The organism is Sphingomonas panni (assembly GCF_022664435.1).
Lineage (GTDB): Bacteria > Pseudomonadota > Alphaproteobacteria > Sphingomonadales > Sphingomonadaceae > Sphingomonas > Sphingomonas panni.
Genome location: NZ_JAKREU010000003.1, coordinates 166,695 through 179,650 on the forward strand (window position 1 = coordinate 166,695; position 12,956 = coordinate 179,650).

The following is a 12,956-nucleotide window of genomic DNA, read 5'->3' on the forward strand; positions in this document are numbered from 1 at the left end:
GCCTTTCGAGAACCGAAGTCGAGAAGGCGTTGCCCCAAGCGACCACGTTCTCGACGGACGCTTCTCGACAGGCTCGAAGCTGCTCGAACCGAACGGGCGGTGGGTAAGGGGAGGTCGCGCCCTACCCCTTCGGCGCCAGCCGCACCGTCCCGGTAATCCCCGACCGCGCGCCGGGCGTCGCCTCGACCAGCACCGCCACATCCTTCGCCCCTGCCGGCACCGGCACCACCAGCGCGCCGGCTGCCGGATCAACCTTCGCCCCGACCGGCCGGCCATCGACATAGACGCTGGCCCGCCCGTCGATCCGGGCAAAGGTCAGCGTGCCGCCCTCGGCCACCACCCGCCGTCGCATGGGCAGGGCGGCACGATACAGACGGAACGACGGCCCGGCTTCCGGAGAAGCCGGCGTGCCGCTGCGGGTGAAGTCCCAGCTGTTGTTGTCGTTGACCGGCGGGGTCAGGCCGGGATCGGGCGCGGTCGTGAAGGATTTCGACCGGCGCCAGCCGAGGATGAACGCCCCCGGCGGCGTCACCTCGACCTGTGGACGCGGGGTCGCCGCCACCCGGTCGATCACCAGCCGCGCGGGCCGCAGGCCGTCGGCCGTCGCGGTGATCGTCACCTTGCCGCGCCCTTCGCCCGCCTGCACGATCATCTGCGCGAGGCCGTTGAACAGCGAACGCTGCGGTGCCTTCTCGCTTTCATGACTGTTGGGATCGCCATTGCCGACCCCGATCAGCGTCGCGCCATCCACCGTGAAGCGGGTCATCCGGTTCGCGGTCGGGACATGCCGCCCCTTCGCATCGACGGCATCGATCGTGACCGGCACGACATCCTCGCCATCGCCCAGCATCTGGGCCCGCGCCGGGGTCAGCCGCAGCGCGACCGCCGGTCCCGCCGTCTCGTGTACCGCGCGCGCAACCTCGCGCCCGCCCTTGAGCGCGACCGCTTCCAGCCTGCCCGGCGCATAGGGAACGGTGAAGGCATTGCCCATGATCCGATCGACCGCCTGTTCGCCGACCATCCGCCCGTTCAGCACGACGCGGACCCGCTCGGCATTGCTGGTGACCAGCAGTTCGACCGGCTGCCCTTCCCTGCCCGGCCATGTCCAGTGGGGCGCGATGCCGACCACCGCCCGGTCGTCGATCCAGTGTGCGCGATGGATGTCGTAGGCGGTCTTGGGGAAGCCGCACAGGTCGAGGATGCCGAAGAAGCTGGCGATGGTCGGCCATGCGAAGGGCGTCGGCTCGCCATGATAGTCGAACCCGGTCCACACGAACCCGCCGGCGACGAAGCGACGTTTGGCGATCTCCGCCCATGCCTTGCGGTGCGTCGCGCCCCACGGCGCGGCTTCGGTATCCATCGACGACATGACATGCGCGGCCTGGTCGGTGGCATAGGCACCGCGCGTCATGAACGCGCTCGTATCCTCGGACGAGGTGCTGGGCTTGGCGGGGTTCAGCGCGTGGAACTTGTCGTAGTCGCCCTGATAATAGTTGAACCCCATCACATCGACGACGCTCGACACATTCTGCGGGTCGTAGAAACTGCCGTTCATCGCCGCCGTGACCGGGCGGCTGTCGTCCAGCGCATGGACATGGGCGGCCATCCGCCGCACCATTTCCACACCCGCTTCGGTACCTTGCATCGGTTCCTCGTTGAACACCGACCACAGGATGATGCTGGGATGGTTGCGATGCGCGCGGACCAGCCATTCCAGCTGCGCCATATTCTCCGGCGCCGGGTTGAAGATGCGGTTCTCATCCATCACGACGAACCCCATCCGGTCGCACAGCTGGTAGAAAGCCTCGGCCTGCGCATTGTGCGAACAGCGGATCGCGTTGACGCCGGTGTCCTTCATCCGCTGCAACCGCCACGCCAGCAACGCGTCGGGCACCGCCACGCCGACGCCGGCATGATCCTGATGCAGGCAGACGCCCTTCAGCTTCACGGGCTGTTCGTTCAGGAAGAAGCCCGCCTGCGCATCGAACCGGATCGTGCGGAACCCGATGGCGATGCGACGCTCGTCCCCGCCACCCGGCGCATCGGTCGCGACGCGGACGGCGTAGAGCGTCGGTGTCTCGATCGACCAGCGCTGCGGATCGGCGATGGGGAGCGACAGCGCGACCTGCGCCGTTCCCAGTGGCGAGACGTCCGCCTGTCCGCGTGCGCTGCCGACGACCTTGCCGGCTGGATCGATCAGGTCGACCATAACGGTCGCGCTCGCCACCGTCCGCGCGATGCTCTCCAGCGCGACCGTGACCGGCACCTGCCACCGCCCGTCGCTGCCAAGGCGGGGATCGCAATGCACGCCATCGGTCGCGATCGATACCGGCGACCGCTTCGCCAGCCAGACATGGCGGTACAGGCCGGCACCTTCGTACCACCATCCCTCCATCGCATTCGCATCGACCCGGATCGCGATGACGTTCAGCTCATCGCCGAACCGCGCGAACGGGGTCAGATCAACGGTAATCGCATTGTAGCCGGAGAAGTTGCGCGCGACGACGCTGCCGTTGATCCAGATCGTCGCGGCGGTCGCGATCGCGCCGAAATGAAGTTCGAGCTTCCGGCCGCGATCCTCGGGCGCGAGCCGCAGCGTGCGGCGATACCAGCCGATCCCGCGCGGGCGATACCCCTGCGCGACATTCGCGGTCTCGACGAACCCCTGTGCCGATGCCCAGTCGTGCGGCACGCTGACCTGCGTCCAGTCGCTGTCGTCATAGTCCATCGCCGCCGCGCCGCGCGCATTACCCGCCTTGGCATTGGTATAGGTTTCGTCATGCGTCGTCGGCGCGGGCGGCACGATGTCGCCTTCATGGAACAGCCAGCCTTGCGACAACAGGATGCGCGACGGGTCCTCGACCGGCAGCCGTTCGGGCAGGCCGGGGCGTGGCGACAGGCCCTGGAGCAGCCCGCTTGGCTCCGCCCGCGCCGCCTGTGCGGGCAGGGGCAGCGCCCCGGCCGCCAGCGTGCCGGCGGTCCCTGCAAGCAGCGTCCGGCGATCGATCGGCATCACATTCATTCTCCCCTCCCCTGTCAGGCGTCGATCGCGTCGCGCAGCGCCCGCACGGTCGCCCGGTCGGTCCGGACGAGGCCCGGTCCGGCAAAGCCCAGCGCGACGACGCGCGGATCGTCCTGCACTACCGTCACGCTGGCCGAGGCATGGACTTCCCCCGCCCCGGTTTCCGCCAGCAACGCCGCTACATTGTCGGGCCGGACGCCCGATCCCGGCATCACGACGATCCGCCCCGCCGCCCGTTCGTGCATCACCCGGATCACGTCCGCACCCTCGACAGCGCGGACAGCCCCGCCCGAAGTAAGGATGCGACCGAACCCCAGCGCGATGGCGGGGGCGACCGCCGCGACCGGATCGGCCAGCAGGTCGACCGCCCGGTGCAGCGTCAGGTCGATATCGGCGCGTGCCGACCGCATCGCCCCGACCCACTGCGCCAGCACGTCGCGATCGAGGTTGCCGTCCCGCACCGCACCGAACACCAGCCCGTCCACACCGGCAAGGACCAGCGCCTTCCCCTCGGACATTGCGGTTGAAACTTCGGCGGGATCATAAGCGAAGTCCCCCGCACGCGGCCGGACCATCGCGTGGACGCGGACGCTGGCCTGACGCGCCAGCCGCACGACCTCGGCCACCAGCCCCGCCGAAGGCGTCAGCCCGCCGACCGACAGCGCGCCGCACAGCTCGATCCGGTCCGCCCCCCCGGCGATCGCCGCCTCGGCCCCCGCGACGCTGTCGATGCAGATTTCCAACGTCGTGCGCGGCATGGCCCCTCCAGAATTATCCGACTAATGAAGCGTGGACGGCCAAGGTCAAGCCGGTTCGCGTGCTTGACTCCCCCGGCACGCACGCGTAAGCGCGCGGCCAGCCGTCGCATGGGGATTCGTCCGTCGTGCGACGTCCGTCCGAGACAGCAGGTGCGGGTTTCCCGCTTAATCCCCTGCCGAGACGGGGAATGTGTTTTTCCGCCCGACCGTGCCGAGGCACGCCGGGCCGGCCATGCAGCGACTCTCGCACCCGCGAGGCTCCGTATGGCGACCATGCCCCTCACGGACTTTCGCCCCGGTCGTCGCAACCCGCGACGGGCGGATTGTTCGCGGGCGTTTCCGGTTCTGCCGGGACACGCCCCAGTAAAGGAGAACGGCATGGATCGCACTCAGAAGAGTGAAGCCGTCGCCGAGCTGAACCGCACCTTCAACGAGGTCGGCGTGGTGGTCGTCACCCGCAACCTCGGCATGACCGTCGCCCAGTCGACGGCCCTGCGCAACAAGATGCGTGACGCCGGCGCGAGCTACAAGGTCTCGAAGAACCGTCTTGCCCGGATCGCAGCCGAAGGCACGCCGTACTCGGTGTTGTCGGACCTGCTGACCGGCCCGACGGCGCTGGCGACGTCGACCGATCCCGTCGCTGCGGCGCGGGTCATCAACGACTTCGCCAAGACGACGGACAAGATCGAGATCGTCGGCGGCGCCATGGGCGGCCAGATCCTCGACGCGAACGGCGTGAAGGCTCTTGCCTCGCTGCCCTCGCTCGACGAACTGCGCGCCAAGCTGGTCGGCCTCATCGTTGCCCCGGCAACGAGGCTGGCGACCATCACGCAGGCACCCGCGGCCCAGGTCGCGCGCGTGCTGTCGGCATATGCGGAGAAGGAAGCAGCCTGATCTGGCGCTTCCCACTGACACAACCCTATCTGATTTACGGAGAATATCATGGCTGACCTGAACGCGATCGTCGAACAGCTGAGCGCGCTGACCGTCCTCGAAGCGGCTGAACTGTCGAAGCTGCTCGAAGAAAAGTGGGGCGTTTCGGCCGCTGCTGCCGTTGCCGCCGCTCCGGCCGCTGGCGGTGGCGCCGCTGCCCCGGCTGCTGAAGAGCAGACCGAGTTCGACGTGATCCTCACCGGCGACGGTGGCAAGAAGATCAACGTCATCAAGGAAGTCCGCGCCATCACCGGCCTGGGCCTGACCGAAGCCAAGGCGCTCGTCGAAGGCGCGCCGAAGGCCGTCAAGGAAGGCGTCAACAAGGACGAAGCTGCCAAGATCAAGGCGCAGCTCGAAGGCGCCGGCGCGACCGTCGAAGTCAAGTAAGCCGCAGATGGGACAGCGGACCCAAGGGTCCGCTATCTCCGTCAAGGCCGGCCGGCGGGCCGCAAGGCCCGACCGACGGGATGGAATTCACTTCCATCCCGGCTCCACCAGAAAGAAGGGGCTGCCCGGCGACGGGCGGCCCCTTTTTTCATGCCGCGACGATCGCTTCCGATCCGTCTTGCCCCCGTCGCGAACTGCGGTCATCCTTTGCACCATGTCGATCGCCTCGCTCGCGCTGCTTCTGGCGGCAAACACCGTGCCGCAGCCTGTCGTCACGACGGCTTCGACCGCTCATTCCCTGGGCCGATGGAATCCGGGACCGGTGCGGTGCGGTGAAACCGTCGTCGCGCCGGTCCGGCTGTCCGCCGTCCAGCCATGGCTGCGCTGGGGTCCGGGCGAACCGACCACGGTCACGCTGCAGTTCCGCATCGATAGCGATGGACGGCCCTTGTCGATCCGGGCTGAAGGCACGTCCTTCGTACCGAATAGCGAAGATATCGCGCCGGCGCTGGCGGCATCGACCTTCGCGCCCGGCACCCCGCACACCGATTGTCGCATCGACTATCGTCAGCAGGTGGTCCCGCTGGCGCAAGCGGACCCGGCCGACCTGATCGCCTATTCGCTGGCACCGACCAGCGGCCCGTTGCGGCCCGAGGGATGGGAACGAATCCGTCCGGCGGATACCGACTGCCTGCGTCAGCCGCGACCGGCGGCGTTGCTGCGCGCCTATCCCGACTTCCGCAAGCTTCCCGGTACGCCGGGAGAGCGGCAATGGTCGATGACCAGTTACGACCTCGACGCGAAGGGGCGCCCCGTTGCCGTCCGCACAACCAGCGGAACCGGCAATACCGCGCTCGACGCCGCCGCGCGCAAGGCGGTGTCGACCTCGCGCTTTACCGAAGGCAAGCGTCAAGGCTGCCTCTATCCCTATTCGCGCGCCGCATTGCGCCTTGCCGCGCCGGTCGCACCCGACGAAGCCCAGTTCGGACCGACGCCGCATTGTCCGGCGGTGGAGTGGGCGCAGCAGCCGCGCCTGACTTACCCCGAAGCATGGAATCGCCGGCGGATCGAGGGATGGGCCGTCGTCCAGTTCGATGTCGCGCCCTGGGGCGAGGTCGGGAATACCCGTGTGCTGGCGAGCGAACCGGCCGAGGCGTTCGGCCAACGCGCGATGCAGGTCGTGCGATCGGCCAAGCGACCGCCCTCGCCGACCGGGGCCAGCGGGTGCATCAAGCGAGTCCGGTTCGCCATCCGCCCCGACGAACAGCTTGGTGCCGAGGCCGCCGAAGCAGACATGCCGCCGCAGTAACCTCCGGGGCGGGCGTCAGTCGTCGCTCTCGTCCATATCGGCCGGCGAATGGACGAGGATGTCGCCCGGCTGGCATTCCAGCACGCGGCAGATCGCGTCCAGCGTCGTAAAGCGGATCGCGCGCGCCTTCCCGGTCTTCAGGATCGACAGGTTCGCGAGCGTAATGTCGACCGCCTGCGCCAGCTCGGTCAACGTCATGCGCCGGGCCTGCAACACTTCGTCGAGGCGGACCAGCACCGCCATCAGACCGTTCCCTCCAGGTCTTCGCGCAGCGCCGCGCCTTCGGCAAAGACGCGGGCAAGAATGAAGGCGACCAGCACCGACAGCCACCCGCCGATCGAAATCGACGATCCGTCGACCCGCACGCCCATCCCCTCGAAGCTCGGCACGATCAGCAGCAGCGGCACGTCGAGCAGTTGAATAGCAAGCAGCGCCCACCCGATCGCCCGCACCCGCCGCGCGTTGGGCGACGCGAAGGTCTCCCCTGCCAGCACGGTGGCGCTGATCGCGATCAGGCGCGAAAAGATGATATGTGCGGGACCCGACGCCGCAACGCCCAGCAGCAGCAACGCGCGGATGCCGCCGACGACACGTTCGGCATCGATCGCCGGATATTTCGTCGCGATCCGCCCGGCCAGCATGTCGTGGAACGGGAAGCTTGCCAGCGTGCCGAGCAGGAAGACGGCGGCAAAGACGATGTTCAGGACCAACAGCACCCGCAGCACCGCGACGGTGAATCGCAATATCCGGTCACGCCGCGCCATGCAGTCCTCTTCCTCGCCCTCGTCGGACGCTAAGCCGGTTATCGATAATCGACAAGGGCCGTCGCCGATCGACTTACGTCCGGCGGACCTGACCGTGCAATCGTACTTCCAGCCGATCGACCATGCGATCGCCGCGATCGGCGAAGATGGGGGCGAGCTTGCCCTGCGGGGCCGCCGGACCGACCATGAAGGCGGCGGTGGTACGCGACTCGCGGCCATCCTCCCAGCGATAGCGCGCGTCGATCGCGATCATGGGAACGAAGAACGCGCGGTCATTGGCTTGCACGATATTCACCGCAGCGCGCGGCAGGGCCATCGTCGCCTCCAGATGCCGGCGCTCACCGGCGGCCAGCGGAAACGGATCGAGCCCCCGCTTGTCGGCGTCCGAGAAGAAGGCAGCGAGCTGTTCGTCCTGCCCGGCATTGGCGGTGATCAGCAGCGTCGCGATGCGGACTTCGGACACGGCGGCCGATGCCGGATTGCCGACGGTCAGGTCGAAATCGAGCAGCGCGCGGTCACCCTCCAGCCCCACACGCAGCGGCGCGAGCTGGAATTCGAGGAACGGGCCGGGCGTCGGCGCGACCGGAGCCGGCGCGGGCGGCGTTAGCGGCGCGACGGGAGGTCGAACGGGCCGCGGCGCGGGAACGACGGGCGGTACTTCCGGCTCGACCGGCGGCACCGGCGGGGCGGGCGGTGCCGGCTCCATCGGCGCGGGTTCGTAGCGCGGCTCCGGGGCGCGACGCCGGGTCAGGACGAAGGCGACGGCGCTGGCCACGGCAATCCCGCCGAGGAACCATACCCACCACGGCAGCGACTCGCCGTCCGATGTGGCGGGCGCGGCGGCGGCCGGCGGCGCGCTGGCGACCGGAGACGGCGTGGCCGAGGGCTCGGGCGTCGGCAGCGGCAGGACGGGTTGCCCGACATAGGTCGGCTCCGCGGCGGGTACGGCTTCCGGTTGCGCACCAGGGGTCGGAGTCGGCGTAGGCGTTGGCCGCACTGGCACCGGAGTCGCCGTCGCCCGCGGCGTCGGGGTCGGCGTCGCGCGGGGCGCGGGCGCGGCCGCACGGGGCGTCGGGGTCGGCGTGACGCGCGGGGTCGGCGTCGCACTGGGGGTCGGCGACGGAGTCGGCAGCGGCTGCGGCGTGATGTCGTAGATCGGGATCGACCCGCCGGGCGACGTCTGCTTCGCGGCGGCGGGCACGGCGAGGATCGCGACTACGGCCGCGAGCGGAAGCTGGAACTGCATGACATCCCTCAACCGGGGTTTTTGCGTCCGCGTCAGCCTGCCCCGCCCCGATATACGATGAACCGAGCCATCCGCACGCTAAACCGAAAGCGGCCCTTCCTCGCGTTGACAGCCTCTGCCTCGGCTTCTATATGACTGGCTTGCTACAGGACCGGGAAAGAATGCGTCGTCGCGCAGCGCATTGCATGCATAGGCCTGTCGCCATTCCAGGACGCTCGATCAGCTGCGGCCCCCAGTGGGTGACGCGGCTTTCGTCGTCCTGTCCGCACGCCAGCCCGGTGGCCACCGGGCACGAGATTTGACTGTAAGCGAGGCCCACGACCCCATGGCGACCAAGGCAACCGCAACCGGCACGCACAAGCGCCGCATCCGCAAGGTGTTCGGCGACATCCACGAAGTGGTGCAGATGCCGAACCTGATCGAGGTTCAGCGCGAGAGCTATGAACAGTTCCTGCGGTCGGACCCGTCGATCGGCTATGTCTCCGGCCTCGAAAAGACGCTGCGCTCGGTCTTCCCGATCCGCGACTTCGCCGGCACCGCCGAGCTGGACTTCGTCACCTACGAGCTGGAAGATCCCAAGTTCGATGTCGAGGAATGCCGTCAGCGCGGCATCACCTATGCCGCCCCGATGCGCGTCACCCTCCGCCTGATCGTATTCGAGGTCGACGCCGATACCGAGGCCCGCTCGGTCCTCGATATCAAGGAGCAGGACGTGTACATGGGCGACATGCCGCTCATGACCGAGAACGGCACCTTCTTCATCAACGGCACCGAGCGCGTGATCGTGTCGCAGATGCACCGTTCGCCGGGTGTGCTGTTCGACCATGATCGCGGCAAGACCCATGCCAGCGGCAAGTATCTCTTCGCCGCGCGCGTGATCCCGTATCGCGGGTCGTGGCTCGATTTCGAATTCGACGCCAAGGACATCGTCAACGTCCGCATCGACCGCAAGCGCAAGCTGCCGGTCACGTCGCTGCTCTATGCGCTGGGCATGACCGGCGAGGACATCCTCAACCACTTCTACAACCGCGTGACCTTCGTCCGTGGTGAAGGCGGCTGGCGCATTCCCTATGCACCGGAAAACTGGCGTGGCCAGAAGCCGGCGTTCGACATCGTCGATGCCAACACCGGCGAAGTGGTGTTCCCGGCCGGCACCAAGATTTCGCCGCGCCTCGCCAACAAGGCGGGCAAGGACGGCCTGACCGACCTGCTGATCCCGACCGAGGAAATCTTCGGCCGCTACAGCGCCTATGACCTGATCAATGAGCAGACCGGCCAGATCTATATCGAAGCCGGCGACGAGGTTTCGCCCGAGAATCTCGAACTGCTCGACCAGGCCGGGATCGAGCGGATCGAGCTGCTCGACATCGATCACGTGTCGACCGGTCCGTGGATCCGCAACACGCTGAACGTCGACAAGGCCGAGGAGCGCGAGCAGGCGCTGTCGGACATCTATCGCGTGATGCGCCCTGGCGAACCGCCGACGCTGGAAACCGCCGAAGCGCTGTTCGCCGGCCTGTTCTTCGATCCCGAGCGCTACGACCTCTCGGCCGTTGGTCGCGTGAAGCTCAACATGCGCCTCGACCTCGACACGCCGGACACGGTGACCACGCTGCGCAGCGAGGACATTCTGGCCGTCGTCAAGACGCTGGTCGACCTGAAGGACGGCAAGGGCGAAGTCGACGACATCGACAATCTCGGCAACCGTCGCGTGCGTTCGGTCGGCGAGCTGCTGGAGAACCAGTATCGCGTCGGGCTGCTGCGCATGGAGCGCGCGGTCAAGGAGCGCATGTCGTCGGTCGACGTGTCGACGGTCATGCCGAACGACCTGATCAACGCCAAGCCGGCAGTCGCTGCCGTTCGCGAGTTCTTCGGTTCGTCGCAGCTGTCGCAGTTCATGGACCAGACCAACCCGCTGTCGGAAGTGACGCACAAGCGTCGCGTCTCGGCCCTCGGGCCGGGCGGTCTGACGCGTGAGCGCGCGGGCTTCGAAGTCCGCGACGTCCACCCGACGCATTATGGCCGTATCTGCCCGATCGAAACGCCGGAAGGCCCGAACATCGGTCTGATCAACAGCCTCGCGACGTTCAGCCGCGTCAACAAATACGGCTTCATTGAGACCCCCTATCGTCGCATCATCGACGGCAAGGTGTCGGACGAGGTCGTGTACCTGTCGGCGATGGAAGAGCAGAAGCACACCGTCGCGCAGGCGTCGGCCGCGCTGAACGAAGACGGCAGCTTCGCCGAGGAACTGGTGTCGGCCCGTCAGGCCGGCGAATTCCTGATGGCGCTGCCTGAAAACGTCACGCTGATGGACGTTAGCCCCAAGCAGCTCGTGTCGGTCGCCGCCTCGCTCATTCCGTTCCTGGAAAACGACGACGCCAACCGCGCGCTGATGGGCTCGAACATGCAGCGTCAGGCCGTGCCGCTGGTGAAGGCGGAAGCGCCCTTCGTCGGCACCGGCATGGAAGAGACGGTGGCGCGCGATTCGGGCGCGGCGATCTCGGCCAAGCGCGCCGGTGTCGTGGACCAGGTCGATGCGGCCCGTATCGTGATCCGCGCGACCGGCGAGGTCGATGCGACCGAGAGCGGCGTCGACATCTACACGCTGATGAAGTTCCAGCGTTCGAACCAGTCGACCTGCATCAACCAGCGTCCGCTGGTGAAGGTGGGCGACGTGGTCCGTGCCGGCGAAGTCATCGCCGACGGCCCGTCGACCGAGTTCGGCGAACTGGCGCTGGGCCGCAACGCGCTCGTCGCGTTCATGCCGTGGAACGGGTACAACTACGAGGACTCGATCCTCATCAGCGAGCGGATCGTGAAGGACGACGTGTTCACGTCGATCCATATCGACGAGTTCGAAGTGATGGCCCGCGATACCAAGCTCGGGCCGGAAGACATCACCCGCGACATTCCGAACGTGGGTGAAGAAGCGCTGCGCAACCTCGACGAGGCGGGCATCGTCTATATTGGTGCCGAGGTCGAGCCGGGCGACATTCTCGCCGGCAAGATCACGCCGAAGGGCGAATCGCCGATGACGCCGGAGGAAAAGCTCCTGCGCGCGATCTTCGGTGAAAAGGCCAGCGACGTGCGCGACACCTCGCTCCGCCTGCCGCCGGGCGTGTCGGGTACGGTCGTCGACGTCCGCGTCTTCAACCGTCATGGCATCGACAAGGACGAGCGCGCGATGGCGATCGAGCGCGAGGAGATCGAGCGCCTGAAGAAGGACTCGGACGACGAGCGCGGCATCCTCAACCGTGCGACCTGGTCGCGCCTGCGCGAGATGCTCGAAGGGCAGACCGCGACGGCCGCGCCCAAGGGCGTCAAGAAGGGCGTGGTCATCGACCGCGACCTGCTCGACAGCGTCGAAAAGCACGAATGGTGGCGCTTTGCCGTCGCCGACGATGCGGCGCAGGGCAATCTCGAAGCGATCAAGGCGCAGTATGACGAGGCGGTGAAGCGTATCACCGACAAGTTCCACGATCGCCGCGAGAAGCTGGAGCGGGGTGACGAGCTGCCGCCGGGCGTGCTCAAGATGGTCAAGGTCTTCGTCGCGGTGAAGCGCAAGCTGCAGCCGGGCGACAAGATGGCCGGCCGTCACGGCAACAAGGGCGTCATCTCGCGCATCCTGCCGCAGGAAGACATGCCGTTCCTCGAGGACGGCACGCCGGTCGACCTGGTGCTGAACCCGCTGGGCGTGCCGTCGCGCATGAACGTCGGTCAGATCTTCGAAACGCACCTTGGCTGGGCGGCGCGCAACCTGGGGATGCAGGTCGCACGGTCGCTTCGCGACTGGCGCGAGGCGAACCCGGATGCGGTCGCGGGCGAAATGCCGGCGGCGGTCAAGGATCGCCTGAAGGAGATCTACGGCGATCACTATGCCGAAGACCTCGACACGCGCTCGAACGAGCAGTTGGCCGAGCTGGTCCAGAACATCAGCACGGGCGTCCCGATGGGGACCCCGGTGTTCGACGGCGCGCGCGAAAGCGACGTGTCGGACATGCTGCAGCTGGCCGGCCTGCACAGCTCGGGTCAGTCGGTGCTGTTCGACGGGCGTACCGGCGATCAGTTCGACCGGATGGTCACCGTCGGCATCATCTACATGCTGAAGCTGCACCACCTGGTCGACGACAAGATCCACGCGCGTTCGATCGGGCCGTACAGCCTCGTCACCCAGCAGCCGCTGGGCGGCAAGGCGCAGTTCGGTGGCCAGCGCTTCGGGGAAATGGAAGTGTGGGCGCTCCAGGCCTATGGCGCCGCCTACACGCTCCAGGAAATGCTGACGGTGAAGTCCGACGACGTGGTCGGCCGCACCAAGGTCTATGAAGCGATCGTCAAGGGCGACGACACCTTCGAGGCCGGCATCCCCGAAAGCTTCAACGTGCTGGTCAAGGAAATGCGCTCGCTGGGCCTCAACATCGAGTTGAGCAGCATTGAAGAGACCGACGGCATGGCCGAGGCGGCGGAATAAGCGATCCAATCTCCCTCTCCCCGCGTGCGGGGAGAGGGTCGGGGAGAGGGGCAGTCAACTACCCTC

General features: G+C 67.5%; 9 protein-coding genes. 4 read left to right on the forward strand and 5 right to left on the reverse strand.

Annotated elements, in window-relative coordinates:
* Positions 1-121 precede the first annotated feature (121 nt).
* Both galA and MF609_RS07780 read right to left on the reverse strand, forming a co-directional pair.
* Entirely contained in the window at positions 122-3,013 is a 2,892-nt protein-coding gene (gene galA / locus MF609_RS07775) for a beta-galactosidase GalA (protein ID WP_242416003.1), read from the reverse strand.
* Positions 3,014-3,036: 23 nt separating this feature from the next.
* A complete protein-coding gene (locus MF609_RS07780; protein WP_242415747.1) occupies positions 3,037-3,780 on the reverse strand; it encodes a copper homeostasis protein CutC in 744 nt (247 codons plus the stop codon).
* A gap of 378 nt (positions 3,781-4,158) precedes the next feature.
* Here MF609_RS07780 and rplJ point away from each other — a divergent pair, with 378 nt between their 5' ends.
* The 3 genes from rplJ to MF609_RS07795 all read left to right on the forward strand — a co-directional run bounded on the left by rplJ (position 4,159) and on the right by MF609_RS07795 (position 6,409).
* On the forward strand, positions 4,159-4,674 hold the full coding sequence (gene rplJ / locus MF609_RS07785; protein WP_242415748.1) for a 50S ribosomal protein L10: 516 nt from the start codon (positions 4,159-4,161) through the stop codon (positions 4,672-4,674).
* Between the two features lie 48 nt (positions 4,675-4,722).
* Positions 4,723-5,100: a 50S ribosomal protein L7/L12 gene (gene rplL / locus MF609_RS07790; protein ID WP_055758810.1), complete on the forward strand. Its 378-nt coding sequence runs from the start codon at positions 4,723-4,725 to the stop codon at positions 5,098-5,100.
* 214 nt (positions 5,101-5,314) lie between these two features.
* Positions 5,315-6,409 (forward strand): TonB family protein, encoded by a 1,095-nt coding sequence (locus MF609_RS07795; protein WP_242415749.1) that lies wholly within the window; start codon positions 5,315-5,317, stop codon positions 6,407-6,409.
* 15 nt (positions 6,410-6,424) lie between these two features.
* Here the strand turns inward: MF609_RS07795 and MF609_RS07800 are convergent, their stop codons facing one another.
* From MF609_RS07800 to MF609_RS07810, 3 genes are all read right to left on the reverse strand, one after another.
* The gene (locus tag MF609_RS07800; RefSeq protein WP_242415750.1) at positions 6,425-6,652 is read right to left on the reverse strand and encodes a helix-turn-helix domain-containing protein; all 228 of its coding nucleotides are present in this window, start codon (positions 6,650-6,652) and stop codon (positions 6,425-6,427) included.
* Positions 6,652-7,173: a DUF2975 domain-containing protein gene (locus MF609_RS07805; protein ID WP_242415751.1), complete on the reverse strand. Its 522-nt coding sequence runs from the start codon at positions 7,171-7,173 to the stop codon at positions 6,652-6,654. The genes MF609_RS07800 and MF609_RS07805 overlap by 1 nt, the downstream gene beginning before the upstream one ends.
* Before the next feature lie 73 nt (positions 7,174-7,246).
* Positions 7,247-8,419, reverse strand: coding sequence for a hypothetical protein (locus MF609_RS07810; RefSeq protein WP_242415752.1), 1,173 nt, complete (start codon positions 8,417-8,419; stop codon positions 7,247-7,249).
* A 325-nt stretch (positions 8,420-8,744) separates the two neighbouring features.
* Between MF609_RS07810 and rpoB the strand changes: the two genes are divergently transcribed.
* Positions 8,745-12,890, forward strand: a complete 4,146-nt coding sequence (gene rpoB / locus MF609_RS07815) for a DNA-directed RNA polymerase subunit beta (protein WP_242415753.1) — start codon at positions 8,745-8,747, stop codon at positions 12,888-12,890.
* The last annotated feature ends 66 nt before the right edge of the window (positions 12,891-12,956 follow it).